This window comes from Cryobacterium soli (assembly GCF_003611035.1).
GTDB classification, from domain to species: Bacteria; Actinomycetota; Actinomycetes; order Actinomycetales; family Microbacteriaceae; genus Cryobacterium; species Cryobacterium soli.
Genome location: NZ_CP030033.1, coordinates 1,543,216 through 1,561,200 on the forward strand (window position 1 = coordinate 1,543,216; position 17,985 = coordinate 1,561,200).

Consider the following 17,985-nt stretch of genomic DNA (forward strand, 5'->3'; position numbering starts at 1 on the left):
TCGACCTTCTCGTCGGCGGCATGACCTGCGCGTCCTGCGCCGCCCGGATCGAGAAGAAGCTCAACCGGCTGCCGGGGGTCGAGGCCACGGTGAACTACGCCACCGACAAGGCCACCGTGCGGCTCCCCGAGGGCACCAGCATCGACGACGCCATCGCCACCATCGTCGCCACCGGGTACACGGCCACCCTGCCCGCTCCGCCACCGGTCCAACCCCCAGCCGGCGCCGACGCCCCGGCGGCCGCCCCTGATGCCGAGACCGCGGCGCTCCGCCAGCGCCTGTTGATCTCCACCGCCCTGGCGATCCCGGTGACCCTGCTGTCGATGATTCCGGCCCTGCAATTCACCAACTGGCAGTGGCTGGCCCTCATGCTCGCCGCTCCCGTGGCCGTCTGGGGCGCCTGGCCGTTCCACCGCGCCGCCTGGCTGAACGCCCGCCACGGCGCCGCGACCATGGACACCCTGATCAGCGTGGGAGTGCTGGCCGCCTTCGGCTGGTCGCTCTACGCCCTGTTCCTCGGCGACGCGGGGCTCGCCGGCATGACCATGCAGCTCAGCTTCAGCATGACCGGCGGCACGGAGATCTACCTCGAGGTCGCTGCTGCCGTCACGGTGTTCATCCTCGCCGGACGCTTCGCCGAGGCCCGCGCCAAGACCCGCTCGGGTGCGGCACTGCTCGCGCTGCTCAATCTGGGGGCGAAAGATGTGGCGGTGCTGCGCGACTCCCTCGAGCAGCGCATCCCCATCGCCGAACTGTCGGTGGGCGACCTCTTCGTGGTGCGCCCCGGCGAGAAGATCGCCACCGACGGTGTCGTCGTCGACGGCATCTCGGCCATCGACACGAGCCTGCTCACCGGCGAGACCGTGCCCGTGGAGGTGGGCCAGGGCGACGCCGTCGTCGGCGCCACCGTCAACTCGGGCGGCCGGCTCACCGTGCGCGCCACCCGGGTGGGCGCCGATACCGAACTGGCGCGCATCGGCCGCCTCGTGGAGCAGGCCCAGTCGGGCAAGGCCCCCGTGCAACGCCTCGCCGACCGGGTGTCGGCGGTGTTCGTTCCCATCGTGTTCGTCATCGCGCTGGGCACCCTGGCCACCTGGTTGGCGCTCGGCGCCGGCGCTGAGCAGGCGTTCACCGCCGCCGTGGCGACGCTGATCATCGCCTGCCCCTGCGCGCTCGGGCTGGCCACCCCCACCGCGCTGCTGGTGGGTACCGGGCGCGGCGCCCAGTTGGGCGTGCTCATCCGCGGACCGCAGATCCTCGAGTCCACCCGCCGGGTCGACACCATCGTGCTCGACAAGACCGGCACGGTCACGACCGGGAAGATGGCGCTGCTGGCCGTGCACGGCCTGGCCTCGGCCTCGGCCGCCTCCCACACCGAGCTGCTGCGTCTCGCCGGAGCGGCGGAGGCCGGCTCGGAGCATCCGATCGGCGTCGCGATCGCTCACGGGGCGCTCGAGAGGGTCGGCGTGCTGCCGGCTGCCACGGAGTTCGCCTCTGCGCAGGGTTTCGGCGTGCAGGCCTCGGTCGACGGCCGTCGGGTGCTCGTCGGTCGACCGCGCTGGCTGGCCGACGCGTGGCAGATCACCCTGCCGGGCGAGCTTCGGACAGCCCTCGACACGGCGGAGGCGGCCGGCCAGACCGGTGTCGCCGTAGCCTGGGACGGGGTCGCCCGCGGCATCCTGGTCGTGGCCGACGAGGTCAAACCGTCGAGCGCCGCCGCCGTGGCGCGGCTGATCGACCTGGGCCTGACACCCGTGCTGCTCACCGGCGACAACGAGACCGCGGCCCGCGCCGTGGCCGCGCGGGTGGGCATCGACGAGGTCTTCGCGGGCGTTCTGCCGGCCGACAAGGTCGACCGGGTGCGCGCCCTGCAGGCCGCCGGGCACGTCGTGGCCATGGTGGGCGACGGGGTGAACGACGCCGCCGCGCTGGCCGCGGCCGACCTCGGCATCGCCATGGGCACCGGAACCGACGTGGCCATCGAGGCCGCCGACATCACCCTGGTGCGATCGGATCTGCTGGCCGTCGTCGACGCAATCCGGCTGTCGCGGCGCACCCTCGGCACCATCAAGACCAACCTGTTCTGGGCCTTCGCGTACAACGTGGCCGCGATTCCGCTTGCCGCCCTGGGGCTGCTCAACCCGCTGATCGCGGGCGCCGCCATGGCGCTCTCCTCGGTGTTCGTGGTGACCAACAGCCTGCGGCTGCGCGGGTTCCGGGCGGTCTAGCGAGCTGCGGCGGTCGCGCCGTGCCTGGCCGAGGGCAACCGCCAGGCCAGGTACGCCGTGGCCGCGCCGACCACGCCGAACACGGCCTGCAGCGGATGTGGGCCGATCACCGTGAACTGCACGATCTCGAAGGCCACCAGCCCGACACCGGCGGCCAGCGACACATGCCTCGCGTAGGGTCCCCTGCGCCACTGCCAGACCGCGCCCACGCCGAACCCCACGCCCACGAAGAGAGTGAGCGCGGCGCCGGGCAGCAGCCAGTCGTCGAACGGGCTGCCCTCGAGCACGGCGGGGTCCGCGGCGAGAAGCGCCCCGTCGGGACCGAGCATCAGCAGAATCCCGCCGGCCAGAGCGCTGATGCTGGTGACGGCCTCCACTGTGACCAGCGTTTTCTCCGTGCCGGAGCGTGCGGGCGGACGGCTGGGCGCGAGGGTGCGGTGACTGCCGGTTGAGGTCATGCCCCGAGTATCACCCCGGGCCGCGCTTACCGCGAGGGGCGCATGCTGCGGTGCACGGCAGCCGCGGCGACGAGCATCAGGAGCACGGCGATGAGGGAGGTCACGCCCACCCCGCTGTCGAAGGCCGCCCGGGCCGACTCGGTGAGCGCGGCCGCCGACGCGGCAGGAAGGTCGCCGGCCACTCCGAGCGCCCCGCCGAGGGTTTCGCCGGCCTGGGCGGTCTCGGCGCGACCGAGCCCCTCCGGCAGCACCACGCTGGCCCGGTACGACGCCGCGAGGATGGCGCCGAGCACGGCCGTGCCGAGCACCGCGCCGAGCTCGTAGGCGGTTTCGGAGACACCGGCGGCGGCCCCGGCCTTGTCGGCCGGTACCGAGCTGAGGATCGTGTCGTTGGAGATGGTCTCGGCGGCGCCCACGCCGACCGACAGGATGCCGAAGGCGAGCGCCACCACACCGGCGGTGAGGTTGTCCCGCAGCAGGATGATCACGCCGAAGCCCAGGGCCGAGAGCAGGATGCCCGCCACGATCACGAGACGCGGCGGCACGAGGCGCACGACATAGGCCGCGGTCAGGCCGGCGGCCACCGAGAGCACCGCGCCGGGGAGCAGCAGCAGGCCGGCGGCCAGCGGGTCGAGGCCGAGCACCAGCTGGAGGTGCTGGGAGACGAAGAACAGGAAGCCGACCAGGCTGAACACGGCGAGGAAGTTGGCCAGCACCGACCCGGCGAACGGCGCGTGGCGGAACAGGCTCAGGTCGAGCAGCGGGTTGGCGATGCGCAGCTGGCGGCGGAGGAACACAGTTCCGGCGGCCAGTCCGAGTGCCAGTGCGCCGATGCCGACCAGCCCAACGCCGTCGTGCGTCAGGGTCTTGATCGCGAAGACCAGCGGCGCGAGGGTCAGCAGCGACAGGCCGACGCTGACGAGGTCGATCCGGAGCGGCGCGGGGTCCTTCGACTCGGGGATGAGGAACCCGGCGAGCGCCAGGAGCGGCAGCAGGATGGGCACGGCGATCAGGAACACCGCTCCCCAGGAGAAGTGCTGCAGCACGACACCGCCCACGATGGGGCCCAGGCTCGAGCCGGCCGCGAAGGCGCCGGCCCACACGGCGATGGCCAGGGTGCGCTGGCGCGCATCCAGGAACAGGCTGCGCAGCAGTGACAGCGTGGACGGCATGATCATGGCACCGAAGAAGCCCATGACCGCACGGGCCGCAATGAGCAGCTCGGCGGTGGGCGCGAAGGCGGCCAGGGCCGACACCACGGCGAAACCGGTGGCGCCGATCAAGAGCAGCTTGCGGCGGCCGACGCGGTCGCCGAGGGTGCCCATGGCCACAAGCAGGCCGGCGAGCACCAGCGGGTAGATGTCGACGATCCAGAGCAGCGTGGTGCTGCTGGGTCGCAGGTCGAGGCTGATGGCCGGCAGGGCGAAGCTGAGCACAGTGTTGTCCACCGAGATGAGCAGCACGGGCAGCATCAGCAGCACCAGGCCGAGCCACTCGCGTCGGCCGGCGCGGGGAATGGCCGACTCGGCGTCCGAGTGAGTGCGGATGGGGCGTGTGGTGCTCATATCAACCTGGCTGGAGAACGGGTTCCTGGCGGAACGACGGGCTTTACTGCACCATCTGGTACAGCAGAATAAGACTATACCACCAGGTACAGTAAAGTGGCGGTCATGGCCCAACATCGCGACAGCGCGCGGGAGAGCATCCTCACCGCGTTCCAGGAACTGCTCATCGACACGAGCGGGTCCGGTGCCTCGCTCGACGCCGTCGCGCAGGCTGCTGGCGTGACCAAGGGTGGCCTGCTCTATCACTTCGGCTCGCGGGACGGCCTGGAAACCGCCCTGATCGAGCGGTTGGAGACGCTCGCCGCGGCCGAATACGACCGCATGCGCGCGGCACCGAACGGCGCGGCCGCCTACTACGTGACCCTCACCGAGTACGTCGACAGTCCTCTGGACCGGGCCACGCTGGCCGGCGGCACACTGGCCCGCCGCAACCCCCGTGCCCGGGGCGTGGTCCTTGAGATGCGCCGCCGCTACTTCGCCATCCTGAACGACGACCTGCGCGACCCCGAACTGGCCCGTGCCACGATGCTGCTGGCCGACGGGCTGTACTACGACGCCACCACTCTTGCCGAACCGTTCGAGCACGAACTCGACGTGCCCGCCTTCCTCGCCCGGATGCGCCCCGCGCGAGGTTAGGCGGCGCGGGCGGCCTCGGAGCGGGTGAGCGCGTTCTGCAGGGATGCCAGCAGCAGGGGCAGCTGGGCGGCCGGCGCATCCGGAGCCTCGGGGTGCCACTGCACACCCGTGATCGGTGCGGTGCGGTGCTCAACGGCCTCGACCAGGCCGTCGGGGGCGGTGGCCACGGGCGTGAGGCCCGCGCCGAGCCGGCCGACGCTCTGGTGGTGGGCGCTCTGCACCGAGATGCGGGTGTCGCCGAGGGCCTCGGCGAGGGTGCTCGTGGAGCGCAGCACGACGGCGTGGGTAGAGAGGATCTCGTCGATGGGCACGCCGACGTTACGGTGGATGCCGTCGTCGATGTGCTGCACGAGGTCGCCGCCGAGGGCCACATTGATGATCTGCAGTCCGCGGCAGATGCCCAGCAGCGGGGTGCCGCGTTCGGCGGCGCGCTGCACGAGCGCGATCTGGCCCGCATCGGCGTCGGTGAAGTGCACCGTCTCGCCCTCATAGCCGGAGTCGGCGCCGTAGAAGCGCGGGTCGATGTCCTCGCCGCCTACGATCACGACGGCGTCGGCCGAGTCGGTGAGGTCGAGCAGGTCGGCGGGGTCGAGGTCCGCGGCGGCCAATCGCACGACGGTCCAGCCGCCGTCAGTGCCGGCGTCCACGACGGTGGCGTTGAGGGTCTGCACCTTGGCGTGGTACTCGGGGCGGTCCGGCCGGCTGCGGGTGACTTCGACGACGGCGAGAGTGGGCCGGTCTTCGCGGGCCGTCGGCAGGGCGGTCATCGTGGCGAGCGTCTGGGTGGTCATGGCTCGCCTTTCGTGACGTGCAGGGTGCAGCGGGTGCTGGTGTCGTTCCAGTGTGCCCGAGGCGACCGGCCGGCATCCGGGCGGCGGTAACAGAGCGCAACAGAGCGAGGGGTTCTATGCTCGAGGGAAATACGCCGCACGTGAGCGCTTCCGAGGAAATGGACCCCATGCAGCCAGGCCACCCGCGCATCCGACCGACGATCTCCGGGCTTGCCGCCCGCGTGGCAGCGCTCGTCGCGATCGTCGCCCTTGCGCTGGTCGGGACCGGGCTGGGCGCGGCCGCACCGGCCAGGGCGGATGACCCGGTGAACTTCGGCGAGAGCCACATCGTCGACACCGTCGGGGCTCTCGGCGACCGGGAGCCCGAGGTGGTTGCCGCCCTCGACGCACTGTTCGCCGACACCCAGATCGACCTCTTCGTGGCCTACGTGGCGAGTTTCGAGGGCGTGGACGACCCGTCGACGTGGGCCGATTACACAGCGGTGGACAACGGCTTCGGCGACAACGACGTGCTGTTGGCCGTGGCCACAAATGACCGGCAGTACCAGCTGTCGGTCGCCACCGATTTTGTGCTCGACGAAGCCCAGCTCGCCGAGGTGCAGAGCACCGCCATCGAACCGTCGCTGCGGGTGAACGACTGGGCCGGCGCCGCGATCAACGGGGCCACAGCCATGCAGCAGAGCGTGGCCGGCGAGCCGCTCAGCGATCCGGTGATCACCCCCGGGGACGCCAGCCCGTCCAGCGGCGGCGGGTTTCCCAATTGGGTCACGGTGCTGCTCGTGCTCGCCGTCGTGGGCGGTATCATCGCCGTGGTGATCTGGGCGCTGCGGCGCCGCGGCACGGCCCCGGTGGCGAGGCCGGGTGGCGCCGAGGCGTCGACGCCTGAGCTGAAACGCGACGCCTCCAGCGCGCTCATCGCGACCGACGACGCCATCAAGACCAGCGGCCAGGAGGTGGGCTTCGCCGTTGCCCAGTACGGCGCCGATGCCGCCGCGCCCTTCCAGGCGGCGGTGGGCGCCGCCACGGCGAAACTGTCCGAGGCGTTCACCCTGCAGCAGCGGCTCGACGACGCCGAACCCGACACCGAAGACCAGGTGCGGGCCTGGTACCGGCAGATCATCGCGCTGTGCGCCGAGGCCAACCAGCTGCTCGACGAGCAGGCCGCCGACTTCGACGAGCTGCGGAAGCTCGAGGCCAACGCGCCGGCCGCGGCCGCCGGGCTGGAGACCGAGCTCGGGGCCATCGACGCCCGCCTCGACCAGGCCGAGGCCCGGGTGGAGGAGCTGTCCGCCCGCTACACGCCCGAGACCATCGCCACGGTCGCCGACAACCCCGACCAGGCTGCCGAACGGCTCACCTTCGCCACCAATGCGCTGGCTGAAGCCCGCGCGCGACTGGCCGCCGGCGAACCGAGTGCCGCGGCGGTCGGCATCCGCGCCGCGGAGGAGGCCGTCGACCAGGCGAAGCTGCTCGTCGACGCCGTCGACAGGCTCGCCGCCGACCTGCAGCGCGCGGAGTCGGGCATCCCGGCGGTGCTCGCCGACCTCGACACCGACGTCGCGATGGCACGCGGGCTGCCCGCTACCGGGGTGGCGTCGGCCGATGTTCCGGGCGTGATCGCCCGCACCGAGCAGACACTCACCGAGGTGCGCTCCGCGCTCGCGGCCCCGCCGGTGAACCCGGTCGACCTGCTGCAGCGCCTCGAGGCCGCCAATGCCACCATGGATGCCACGCTGCAGGGCGTGCGGAACGCCCAGGTGCAGGCAGAGCGGCTGCAGGCCGCGCTGGCACAGAGCCTGCAGGCGGCCCGCAGCCAGGTATCCGCCGCTGAGGACTTCATCACCGCCCGGCGGGGCGCGGTCGGCGCTGAGGCCCGCACCCGGCTGGCCGAGGCAGGCCGGTTGACCGCCCAGGCCGAGTCCCTCGTGGCGAGCGATCCGGCCGCCGCCCTCGCCGTGTCGCAGCGAGCCGGCTCCCTGGCCGCCGAGGCCACAGCCATGGCCCGGCGCGACGTGGACGGGTTCTCCACAGACAGCGACGACTTCGGGGACTTCTTCGGCGGCGGGGTCAGTCGCCGCGGCGGCAGCAACGGGTCGATGGGCGCCGTCCTCGGCGGCATCCTGATCGGCCAGATCCTGGGCGGCGGCGGGGGCGGCGGGATGTTCGGCGGCGGGGGCGGTTTCGGCGGGATGGGCGGCGGCGGACGGCGCTCGAGCGGCGGAGGCTTCGGGGGCGGCCGCAGCCCGGGCAGCTTCGGCGGTGGGGGCACACGCGGTCGGCGCGGCGGCGGCGGCCGGTTCTGAGCCGCCCGGGCGACCTCCCCTTCCGGGCCCCTCGGCCAGCCTCCCTCGCCTGCTGAGGCTGCTGAGCCTGCTGTCCAGCCTCCCGACCACACAGCCCTCGAGTTGCCGCAAAGCTGCCCTTCCGCGCGCGCGAAGGGGCGCTATGCCGCAAGTGGGCGACATGTCCTTCGCCGACTTGCCGCCAAAGTCCCCTTCCCCGCTCGCGAAGGGGCGCTATGCCGCAACTCGCGAGGAGCCCGCTCGATAGCTCAGCGGGCCAGCGCGAACAGGGGCGGGGCGGGCACGTCGACCGTGAGGTCGGCGAGGATCCGGCCGACGGTGGGGGTGAACTTGAAGCCGTGGCCGGAGAAGCCGGCGCCCACGATGACCGGGCCGCGGCGGTCGAGCACGAAGTTGGAGTCCGGGGTGGTCGTGTAGGTGCAGCTGATCTCGGTGAAGGCATCCGGGTCCGCGCCGGGCAGCCACTCGCGGGCGTAGCGGCGGAGGGCCAGCAGCTGCTCGGGCTCCGAGGTGAAGTCGCGAAGGTCGGGGTCCACGACCGGCCCCACACCGTGCCAGCCGGCCTTGATCCCCTCGCCAGGGGTGTGCATGCCGTAGACCGGTGAGCGCCAGTACTCGTACCCGGGCGTGCCAGGCCGGTAGCCGTGGTTGAAGCCCGGCCAGGTGAAGCTCGTGTCGAGCACGGCGAAATGCGCCGGCTGTTCCTGCGTCACCACGAGGCGCGGCAGCGGCAGCACGCCTTCCAGGAGCGAGCCGGTCCAGGCGCCGAGCGTGACGATCACCCGTCGGGCCCGGAACTGCTCGGTGTCGGTGTCGACCAGCACGCTGTCGTCGCCCTGCACCGTGAGGCGGGTGGCCGCCATGCCGTGCTGCACCCGGGCGCCGCGCGCTATCGCGGCCTGTTGCAGAGCCGTCACCGACGCATCCGCGTTCACCCGGCCGGCTTCGGGCGTGTAGAGCACCTCGGTATCGAAACGGATGCCCGGCCACCGCTCCGCCGCCGCCTCGACACCGAGTAGCTCCGGGTCGAAGCCCACGGCGGACAGCGCTGCGTGCACCTCGGCGAACGGCTGGCCCTGCCCGTGGTTGACCAGGCCCACCTGCTCGAGCAGCCGGGTGTCGGTCTCGTCCTCCAGCTCGCGCCAGAGCCGCAGCGCCTCCACGAGCATGGCCACATAGGTGGGGTCAGAGTAGCTGAGGTTGAAGTTGCGCGAGGCGCCGTGCGACGCGCCGTTCTTGTGACCGGGAGCGAAGCGCTCGAGCAGGGTCACGTCGCGGCCCCGGCGAGCGAGCTCCCAGGCGGCGGCCGAGCCCATGGCTCCGCCGCCGATGACGAGAGTATCGACGTGCGTAGTCATGCGGGCAGCATCCTTTCGTAGCAGAGCGAGAACCAGATCGCACTGTAGGGAGGATAGATCGGGATCGGGGTGTAGCCGAGGTGTTCGTAGAGGCGCACGGCCTCGGGCTGGCGGTCGCCGGTCTGCAGGACCAGCCGGCGGGCGCCTCGCTCGGCCGCCGCGTCCTCGATGGCGCGGATGAGTGCTTTGCTCAGGCCCCTGCCCCGGTACTCCGGCAGGGTGACCAAGCGCTTCAGCTCATATTCCGTGCCGAGCATGCGCAGGGCGGCGTGCGCGGCGGGCACGCCGCCGACGGTGGCGACGAGGGTGAGCACCATGGTGTCAGGGTCGATCGCGAACGCCTGCGCCAACTCGGCGGCGGTCTCGGCCGACGGGTTCTCGAAGCGGTCGGCGTAGCGGGGACCCACTTCGTCGTCCATGGCCCGGCGCAAGGCGACGGCCCTCGGGTCGGTCCAGTCCACGACGTGGAGCTGTACGAGTCCGGTCGCCGCGGTCATGCCAGCACCTCACGCACGGTGAAGTCGAGGGCGGCCACGGTGAGCGCGATCGAGTCCACGTCGATGCGTTCGTCGTTGCCGTGGAAGAGCATCCGGAAGGTGCCGTAGTCCCAGCGCCGGCTGAGCAGGCCGAACCCGTAGGCGGGGATGCCCCGGCGGCGGTAGAAGCGGGCGTCGGAGCCTCCAACGCTGAGCACCGGCAGTAGGTCGGCGTTCGGGTAGGCCCGGGCCACGGCTGCGCTCAGCGCGGTGAACAGCGGGGTGTCGACGGGCGACCGGGTGGCCGCCTCGAACCTCTCGCCGACGATCTCGATGTCCACCATCAGTTCGCCGAGGGCATGGCGCAGGTAGCCGTCCACCTGGGCGGCGTCGACACCGGGCAGCACCCGGATGTCCAGGTCCACCGTGGCCAGCGACGGGATGACGTTTTCCTTCTCGCCGGCGCGCACGATGTTGGGCGAGATGGTGGTGTGGCTGGAGGCGTGCGCGAAGCCGGCCAGGCTGCCCAGCTCGTGCACGGCGTCGTCGATGTGGGCCGGGTCGGTGAGCCGTTCGGCCAGTTCGGCGGGCAGGCCGAGAACCGAGACGTAGTGCCGCCAGTCCGCGGTGATCTGCACGGGGGCCTCGAACCGCGCCAGCCGGCCCACGGCCTCGGCCGCGATCACGGCCGCGTTGCGGGCGCCCCACGGGGCGGAGCCGTGACCGGGCGTGCCGCGCACCACCAGCCGCCGGCCGGCGATGCCCTTCTCCCCCACCGTGGTGGTGATCGACGGGCGCACGCCCACGGGCGCCCCGCCGGATTCGGTGAGCACGAACGACGCGTCGATGGGGTCGAGCCGGTGCTCGGTCATCCAGCCCACCCCGTAGCGGCTGCCGCTCTCCTCATCGGCGACGGCCGCGAAGATCAGGTCGCCCCGCGGCCGGAACGGCCCCATGGCGATGTCGCGGATCACGACGGCGTAGCTGGCGGTGAGGTAGAGCATGTCGAGGGCGCCGCGTCCCCAGATCTCACCGTCGACGAGTTCGGCGGCGAACGGGTCCCGGCTCCAGCCGTCCCGGTCCACGGGCACGACGTCGATGTGGCCCACGAGCGCGAGCGACGGGGCGGCCGGGTCGGTGCCGCGGATGCGCGCGATCAACGACGCCCGCCCGGGGTGCGGCTCCACCACCTCGAGTTCGAGGCCGGAGCCGGCGAAGAAGCCCTCGAGCGTGCGCACGCTGCGGATCTCGCCGCCGGAATCGGGGGTGCCGTCGTTCACGCAGGCATTGCGGATGAGGTCGCGCAGCAGGTCGACGGTCTGGCGGGTGAGCACATCCGGGTCGGTCATCAGCGCACCATCCCGCCGAGGCTCTCGGCGAACTCATCGAGCAGGGCACGGCCGGCCGGCCAGGCGCCGAGCTTGCTGATGATGTTGATGTGGCCCAGGTTGCCCACCTCGACGAACCCGGCGCCCCACGACGCCGCAAGGGTGCGCGCGACGCCGAGAGCACAGTACGGGTCATCGGCGCTGGCGACCACGAGGGAGGGGGTGCCGAGCACGGCCGGTTCGGCATCCCGGAAGGTCGGGGCCGCAGACGGGAACCCGGGTCCGAACCGGTCGGGCGGGGCCACCAGCAGGGCACCGCGCACCCGGCCGGGGTTGTCCGCCAGCCAGGCCCCGACGGCCAGGCAACCCAGGCTGTGCGCCACGATGATCGTGTCCGGAGTGCTCACGGCCGCATCCACCGCGGCGACCCAGTCCTCGAGATCGGGTGCGTCCCACGAGGTGGGGCGGATGCGCACGGCATCCGTCTGCGTCGCCTGCCAACGGGTCTGCCAGTGCTTCTCGGTGGAGTCGTTGATGCCCGGCACGATCGTCAGGCTCAGGGGGGTCGGCATGATCGGGATCCTCGACAGTTGTTCGGCTGGGCGTTTCGGCGTGTGAACACACACTATCCGTCCCCAATCCATCCCGTCCTGACCGGTGGTCACACAGGCACTTGTGGAGGTGAACGCGGTAGTTTCTAAGCGTTGACCCCCTTCGAAAGGACATTCACATGACCAAGCAGTCGATCTTCGGCCGCATCGCCCAGCTCACCAAGGCGAACATCAACGCGATGCTGGACTCCGCGGAACACCCGAAGAAGATGCTCGACCAGATGGTGCGGGACTTCACTAACAGCATCGCCGACGCCGAAAGCGCGATCGCAGAGACCATCGGCAACCTGCGGTTACTCGAAGACGACCACCGCGAAGACGTGCAGGCCGCAGGCGAGTGGGGTCGGAAGGCCCTCGCCGCCAGCCGCAAGGCCGACGAGCTGCGCGGAGCCGGCAACACCGTCGACGCCGACAAGTTCGACAACCTCGCCAAGGTGGCCCTCGGCCGCCAGCTGCAGTCCGAGAAGGAGGCGAAGGACGCCGAACCGCAGATTGCCAGCCAGACGGCGATCGTGGAGCAGCTCAAGACCGGCCTGAACACGATGAAGACCAAGCTGAGCCAGCTCACGTCCAAGCGCGACGAGCTCATCGCCCGCTCGAAGACCGCGGCCGCGCAGGCCCAGGTGATGGACGCCGTGAAGAGCATCGACATCATGGACCCGACCAGCGAGGTCAGCCGGTTCGAAGACAAGATCCGCCGCGAAGAGGCCAAGGTGCGCGGCGCCAGCGAGCTCGCCGCATCCAGCCTCGACGCGCAGTTCGAGAGCCTCGACGACCTCGGCGAGCTCACCGAGGTGGATGCCCGCCTGGCCGCTCTCAAGGCCGGCACGCCCTCCTCGATCGAGCAGTAACAGGCCGGTCACAGCAGCATCCGAAAACGGCCGCGGGAACAACCCGCGGCCGTTTTCAGTTGGGTCAAGCATGACTACTCTCGGAATCATCGGTGCCGGTAACATCGGCAGTCAGCTCGCCCGCCTCGGCGTGGCCAACGGATACGACGTCGTGGTGAGCAATTCACGCGGCCCCGCCACCCTCGAGGCGTTGATCGCTGAACTCGGGCCACGCGCCCGCGCGGCGCTCCCCGCGGAGGCCGCCGCCGCCGGCGACCTGGTCATCGTGACCATCCCGCTGCACGCCATCGACACCCTGCCGCTGCCCGAACTGGCCGGCAAGCTCGTGATCGACACCAACAACTACTACCCCCAGCGCGACGGCAACATCGACGCCCTCGACGAAGAGACCACGACCACCGCCGAAATGCTGCAGGACCTGCTCACCGAGTCCCGGGTCGTGAAGGCGTTCAACCACATCTACGCCGCCGACCTCAGCACGGATGGCCTCCCCTCGGGCGCTGAGAACCGTCGCGCCCTCGTCATCGCGGGCAACGACCCCGAGGCCCGCGAGACCGTCACCGCCCTGCTGGACGCCTTCGGCTTCGACACCGTCGACCTCGGCCCGCTCACCGAGAGCTGGCGCATCCAGCGCGACACCCCGGGTTACGGCCCGCGGATGGACGCGTTCGAGCTGCGCGAAGCCGTGAGCGCGGCCATCCGCTACCGCGACATGCCGCAGGCGGTCTAACCCACAGACGCGCCGGCTCCACGGCACCTGACCCGCGAACTGGCAGATGCGGCGGGCAGGGGCCGAGGAGCATACTGAGGGGGTGTCCCCCAACTACGTGGTCGTCCCACAGTGGCAAGGTTCTGTCTCCCCGCGCGCGATGCGCCTGGTCGACGGGGCGGAGGCGATCCAGGGCGACCTGCCCTCCTCGGTCACCTACCCCGTGGACGTGCCCGTCGAGGCCGGCGACTCGCTCGACACCGGCATCCACCGGTTCTCGTCACTGCTGACGGTGCGCGACCGGCAGCTGGCGGTGCTGCGCACCAGCACCGAACCGGTGCTCACCATCGGCGGCGACTGCGGGGTCTCCTTCGGCGCCGTCGAGCACGCCTCCCGCCGGCACCCCGGCGAGATCGCGCTGGTCTGGTTCGACGCCCACCCCGACCTGCACACGAGCGACTCCTCGCAGTCCGGCGGTTTCGGCGGCATGGTTCTGCGCGCCATCCTCGGCGACGGCGTCGACGGCCTCGCGCTCGGCCCCGATGAGCGTCTCACGGCCGACCGGGTGGTGCTGGCCGGGGTACGCGACATCGACCCGGCCGAGGATGTCTACATCACCGAGCAGGGCATCCCCCTGGTGCCGGTGGAGAACTTCGGCACTCCAGAGGCCATCCTGGCCGCGGTCAAGCGCACCGGCGCCGGCCACATCTACCTGCACATCGACCTGGACGTGCTCGACCCGGCCACCATCGTGGGGCTGTCGAACATCTACCCGTTCGGGCTGGCCGTGGAGAACCTCACGGCCGCGATCGTGGCGTTGCGGGCCGAGTTCACCCTGGCCGGGGCAACCATCGCGGGCTTCGCGCCGTCCTCCCCCGAGGCCGCCGGCGACGACCTGCCCAGCATCCTGCGCATCATCAGCGCCCTCACCCGCTAATCCTTCGGGACGGACGGAACGATCGAAGGAGATCACACGTGACCACGGATGACGCGCGCGTCCTGCTCGAACGACGGGGGCACCTGCTCCTGATCGGGCTGAACCGGCCGGAGAAGCGCAATGCGGCGGACTTCGCCCTGCTACAGCAACTCGCCCTGGCCTACGGGGAGCTCGAGCGTGACCCCGAGCTACGGGTGGGCGTGCTGCACGCCGTGGGCGAGCACTTCACCGCCGGGCTCGACCTGGCCGACATCGGCCCGCGGCTGGGCCCAGACGGGCTGGACATGGTGCCGGAGGGAGGCATCAACCCCTGGCAGGTCGACGGCACCGCCCTGAGCAAGCCAGTGGTGATGGCCGTGCAGGGCACCTGCCTCACCCTGGGCATCGAGCTGATGCTGGCCAGCGACATCGTCGTCGCCGCGGAGTCCGCCCGGTTCGGCCAGATCGAGGTGAGCCGCGGCATCCTGCCGTTCGGCGGCGCCACGATCCGGTTCCCGCGCGCCGCCGGCTGGGGCAACGCCATGCGCTGGCTCCTCACCGGCGACCTGTTCGACGCCCGCGAGGCGCACCGGATGGGCCTGGTGCAGGAAATCACGCCGAACGGCCGCGAGCTGCACCGCGCCATCGAACTCGCCGAGCGCATCGCCGCACAAGCCCCACTGGCCGTGCAGGCCACCCTGGCGAACGCCCGCACCGCCCTGCGCGACGGCCCGGCCGCAGCCGAGGCCGAACTGCAGCCCGCCCTGGCCCGTCTGGCCGGCAGCACGGATGCCCGTATCGGCATGGAGGCGTTCCTCTCCCGCACCCCGGCCGAGTTCCAGGGCCGCTAGAGGCCGCCGCCCCTCCCCCGCTCGCCAGCGGCAGAACATCCAGAGGCTTGGTCTGGATTCTTCGGAGGTACGGTCGGTAGGCTGCGACGATGAGCGACACGACCTCGACAGCGCCCGCCCCCAGCGCCCCTGACAGCACGACCCGCAGCTATGACGTCATCGTGATCGGCGCCGGCGCCGTGGGCGAGAACGTGGCCGACCGCACGGTGCAGGGCGGCCTGACGACCCTCATCGTGGAGGCCGAACTGGTGGGCGGCGAATGCTCCTACTGGGCCTGCATGCCCTCCAAGGTGCTGTTACGCAGCGGCGCGGTGCTCGCCGCCGCCCGCCGGGTGGCCGGCGCAGCCGAGGCCGTCACCGGGCAGCTCGACGTGGCGGCTGTGCTCAAGCGCCGCACCGAGTTCACCCACGACTGGAACGACGACAGTCAGGCCGAGTGGCTCGATTCCGCCGGCATCGACCTGCTGCGCGGGCACGCCAGACTCAGCGGCATCCGCGAGGTCACCGTCGAGACCACGGATGGCCCGGTGATCATCACCGCGAAACACGCCGTGGTGCTCAGCACCGGCTCCAGCGCGCTACTGCCCGACATCGACGGCCTGGCCGACGTCTCCCCGTGGACCAGCAGGGACGCCACCTCGGTGAAGCATGTTCCCGGCCATCTCGCGATCATCGGCGGCGGTGTCGTGGCCGTGGAGATGGCCGCCGCCTACCGCTCGCTGGGCGCGCAGGTGACCCTGCTCGTGCGCAGCTCGCTGCTGCGCGACCAGGAGCCCTTCGCCGGCGAGATGGTGGCCGCCGCGCTCGCCGACGCGAGGGTGGAGGTGCTCACCGACGCGAGCCCCACCGGAGCCCGCCGCACCGACGAGGGCGAGGTGACCCTGGTTCTCGCCGACGGTCGCACGGTCACGGCCGACGAGGTTCTCGTGGCCACCGGCCGAACCCCGCGCACCCAGGACCTGGGCGTGGAGACCGTGGGCCTGACGCCCGGCGACTGGGTGAGCGTGGACGACACCATGCTCGTGCAGGGCGACTCCCCCGCGCTGGCCGGCGAGTGGCTGTACGCCACGGGCGACCTCAACCACCGGGCCCTGCTCACCCACCAGGGCAAGTACCAGGCCAGGGCCGCGGGCGACGTCATCGCGGCGCGCGCCGCCGGCCTCGTCGTGGACGACGCCCCCTGGGGCACCCACGTCGCCACCGCCGACCACGCGGCCGTGCCGCAGGTCACCTTCACCGACCCCGAGGTCGCGTCGGTCGGGCTCACCGCCGCCGCGGCGGAGAAGGCCGGTTTCCGAACCCGGGTGCTCGACTACGACCTCGCCTCAGTGGCCGGGGCAAGCGTGGTCGCCGACGGGTACACGGGCCGGGCCCGCGCGATCGTCGACCTCGACACCGAGGTGCTCCTCGGCGTCACCTTCGTGGGCGCCGGGGTGGGCGAGCTGCTGCACGCGGCCACCATCGCCGTGGTCGGCGAGGTGCCGGTCAGCCGGCTCTGGCACGCCGTGCCCAGCTACCCCACCCTCAGCGAGGTCTGGTTGCGGCTGCTCGAGGAGTACGGCCGCCCGCCCGCCGCCGGCACCCGGAGCGAGTGATGCGGCGCATCCTGTTCGACTCGCCGATCAGCCGGGCCGGGTACCTCTACGCCACCGCCGTCGGCCTGGTCTGGGGTTCGATCTGGAGCACCGGCCGGGTGGAACGCCGAGAAGGACTGTTCGTCTTCCGCGGGCTGCCGGCCTGGGCGTTCGGCCGCGGCGGCTCCTGCGTGGGCGGCTGCTACCTCACCAACCAGAATGTGTCGGCGGATGTGCTCGAGCACGAGGCCGTGCACAAGGCGCAGTGGCAGCGCTACGGCATGCTGTTCCCGCTGCTGTACTTCATCGCCGGGCGCGACCCGCTGAAGAACCGGTACGAGATCGAGGCCGGCCTCGAGAAGGGCGGCTACCTGCGGAAGAAGCGGGTGGTCACGCGTGCTCCGCGCGACCGTTCCGCCAGTACCCCATGAAGGCCACCTGGCGTCGGTCGATGCCGACCTCGGAAACCAGGAACCGGCGCAGCCGCTTGATCACACCGGCTTCACCGGCCAGCCAGGCGTAGAGCTCGCCGTCCAGGGCGGACCCGTCGGGCACCTCCCAGAGGATGGACTCGTCGATGTCGATGTCGGGGAGCACGGTGCCGCTGTGGTGAGCGGTGATGAACCTGGCAGTCCAGCCCTTCACCGCGGACTCGAGCGCCGCGCCGTGGCCGGCGCCGTTGCGGGGCAGCCAGGTGACGGTGACGCCATCCGGGGCGTTCGTCTCGTGCGCGTCGCCGGCCTCTGGCACCTCGATGTAGGCGCAGCCGCGGGCCGTGCGGGGCAGGGCGGAGAGGATGGCGCAGATCGCCGGCGCCGCGGTCTCGTCGCCCGCGATCAGCACGGTGTTGGCGTTGCCGGGGGCCCATTCGATGCCGACGATGGGGTTGTCGCCGTCGGCGACGGGTCCCACGATGGCGACCTCGTCGCCGACGATGGCGGCGCGCACCCAGCGCGACGCGGGTCCGGCGTCACCGTGGGTGACGAAGTCGATGTCGACCTCGCGGTGCTCCGGACGGGCGTGCCGCACCGTGTAGGTACGGATGGGATTGCGGCGCTCCTCGGGCAGATCCCGCCAGGTCTCGTACCAGGAGTCGCTGCGGGGGAAGGACGAGACGCCCACCCCGGGCAGCGGGAGCACGATCTTGATGCGCTGGTCGAGGCCGGCGGTGCCGAATTCGTGCAGGTCGGGGCCCGTGAAGGTCACCCGGGTGAAGTTGGTCGACAGCCGTTGAACGCGCGCCACGGAGACGGCAAACGGGCGGTAGCTGGGGCGCGGTGCCCGCACACGTGCGGCCGGCGCGGGAGCGACTGTCGAAGTAAGCATGGCC

Annotated in this window: 17 protein-coding genes; 9 read left to right on the forward strand and 8 right to left on the reverse strand. The window is 71.6% G+C overall.

Translation table 11 applies throughout. From position 1 onward, the window contains the following. Positions 1-20 precede the first annotated feature (20 nt). Positions 21-2,228 carry a heavy metal translocating P-type ATPase gene (locus DOE79_RS07080; protein WP_120340213.1) on the forward strand — a complete coding sequence of 736 codons (2,208 nt, stop codon included), beginning with the start codon at positions 21-23 and terminating at the stop codon, positions 2,226-2,228. On the opposite strand, the gene DOE79_RS07085 is transcribed toward DOE79_RS07080, so the two are convergent. Both DOE79_RS07085 and DOE79_RS07090 read right to left on the reverse strand, forming a co-directional pair. Then, positions 2,225-2,686 (reverse strand): hypothetical protein, encoded by a 462-nt coding sequence (locus tag DOE79_RS07085; RefSeq protein WP_120337885.1) that lies wholly within the window; start codon positions 2,684-2,686, stop codon positions 2,225-2,227. The two genes, DOE79_RS07080 and DOE79_RS07085, sit on opposite strands and share 4 nt — an antisense overlap. Positions 2,687-2,712: 26 nt before the next feature. Next, positions 2,713-4,251 (reverse strand): MFS transporter, encoded by a 1,539-nt coding sequence (locus DOE79_RS07090; RefSeq protein WP_120337886.1) that lies wholly within the window; start codon positions 4,249-4,251, stop codon positions 2,713-2,715. A 105-nt stretch (positions 4,252-4,356) separates the two neighbouring features. Between DOE79_RS07090 and DOE79_RS07095 the strand changes: the two genes are divergently transcribed. After that, positions 4,357-4,887, forward strand: coding sequence for a TetR/AcrR family transcriptional regulator (locus DOE79_RS07095; protein ID WP_120337887.1), 531 nt, complete (start codon positions 4,357-4,359; stop codon positions 4,885-4,887). Here DOE79_RS07095 and DOE79_RS07100 read toward each other — a convergent pair. After that, positions 4,884-5,678 carry a gamma-glutamyl-gamma-aminobutyrate hydrolase family protein gene (locus DOE79_RS07100; RefSeq protein WP_245977177.1) on the reverse strand — a complete coding sequence of 265 codons (795 nt, stop codon included), beginning with the start codon at positions 5,676-5,678 and terminating at the stop codon, positions 4,884-4,886. The genes DOE79_RS07095 and DOE79_RS07100 overlap by 4 nt on opposite strands. A gap of 140 nt (positions 5,679-5,818) precedes the next feature. Here DOE79_RS07100 and DOE79_RS07105 point away from each other — a divergent pair, with 140 nt between their 5' ends. Then, the gene (locus DOE79_RS07105; RefSeq protein ID WP_245977178.1) at positions 5,819-7,981 is read left to right on the forward strand and encodes a TPM domain-containing protein; all 2,163 of its coding nucleotides are present in this window, start codon (positions 5,819-5,821) and stop codon (positions 7,979-7,981) included. 248 nt (positions 7,982-8,229) lie between these two features. Here the strand turns inward: DOE79_RS07105 and DOE79_RS07110 are convergent, their stop codons facing one another. From DOE79_RS07110 to DOE79_RS07125, 4 genes are read right to left on the reverse strand one after another with little or no spacing between them, the layout of a single operon-like run. Continuing rightward, the gene (locus DOE79_RS07110) at positions 8,230-9,339 is read right to left on the reverse strand and encodes an FAD-dependent oxidoreductase (RefSeq protein WP_120337889.1); all 1,110 of its coding nucleotides are present in this window, start codon (positions 9,337-9,339) and stop codon (positions 8,230-8,232) included. Next, the gene (locus tag DOE79_RS07115) at positions 9,336-9,836 is read right to left on the reverse strand and encodes a GNAT family N-acetyltransferase (protein ID WP_120337890.1); all 501 of its coding nucleotides are present in this window, start codon (positions 9,834-9,836) and stop codon (positions 9,336-9,338) included. The genes DOE79_RS07110 and DOE79_RS07115 overlap by 4 nt, the downstream gene beginning before the upstream one ends. Continuing rightward, entirely contained in the window at positions 9,833-11,164 is a 1,332-nt protein-coding gene (locus tag DOE79_RS07120; protein ID WP_120337891.1) for a M20/M25/M40 family metallo-hydrolase, read from the reverse strand. Before DOE79_RS07120 ends, DOE79_RS07115 begins: the two co-directional genes overlap by 4 nt. Then, positions 11,164-11,715, reverse strand: a complete 552-nt coding sequence (locus tag DOE79_RS07125; protein ID WP_120337892.1) for an RBBP9/YdeN family alpha/beta hydrolase — start codon at positions 11,713-11,715, stop codon at positions 11,164-11,166. Before DOE79_RS07125 ends, DOE79_RS07120 begins: the two co-directional genes overlap by 1 nt. 158 nt (positions 11,716-11,873) lie before the next feature. On the opposite strand from DOE79_RS07125, the gene DOE79_RS07130 reads away from it, so the two are divergent. From DOE79_RS07130 to DOE79_RS07155, 6 genes are all read left to right on the forward strand, one after another. After that, on the forward strand, positions 11,874-12,605 hold the full coding sequence (locus DOE79_RS07130) for a PspA/IM30 family protein (RefSeq protein ID WP_120337893.1): 732 nt from the start codon (positions 11,874-11,876) through the stop codon (positions 12,603-12,605). A 70-nt stretch (positions 12,606-12,675) separates the two neighbouring features. Next, complete coding sequence (locus tag DOE79_RS07135) at positions 12,676-13,335, forward strand: NADPH-dependent F420 reductase (RefSeq protein WP_120337894.1); 660 nt, start codon at positions 12,676-12,678, stop codon at positions 13,333-13,335. Positions 13,336-13,417: 82 nt separating this feature from the next. Beyond that, positions 13,418-14,251, forward strand: coding sequence for an arginase family protein (locus DOE79_RS07140; protein WP_120337895.1), 834 nt, complete (start codon positions 13,418-13,420; stop codon positions 14,249-14,251). Between the two features lie 38 nt (positions 14,252-14,289). Further along, entirely contained in the window at positions 14,290-15,081 is a 792-nt protein-coding gene (locus DOE79_RS07145) for a crotonase/enoyl-CoA hydratase family protein (RefSeq protein WP_120337896.1), read from the forward strand. 89 nt (positions 15,082-15,170) lie between these two features. After that, positions 15,171-16,676 (forward strand): dihydrolipoyl dehydrogenase family protein, encoded by a 1,506-nt coding sequence (locus DOE79_RS07150; protein ID WP_120337897.1) that lies wholly within the window; start codon positions 15,171-15,173, stop codon positions 16,674-16,676. Then, complete coding sequence (locus DOE79_RS07155) at positions 16,676-17,086, forward strand: Fe-S oxidoreductase (protein ID WP_120337898.1); 411 nt, start codon at positions 16,676-16,678, stop codon at positions 17,084-17,086. The genes DOE79_RS07150 and DOE79_RS07155 overlap by 1 nt, the downstream gene beginning before the upstream one ends. Here DOE79_RS07155 and DOE79_RS07160 read toward each other — a convergent pair. Beyond that, on the reverse strand, positions 17,046-17,981 hold the full coding sequence (locus tag DOE79_RS07160) for a siderophore-interacting protein (protein ID WP_120337899.1): 936 nt from the start codon (positions 17,979-17,981) through the stop codon (positions 17,046-17,048). The two genes, DOE79_RS07155 and DOE79_RS07160, sit on opposite strands and share 41 nt — an antisense overlap. Positions 17,982-17,985: the final 4 nt, after the last annotated feature.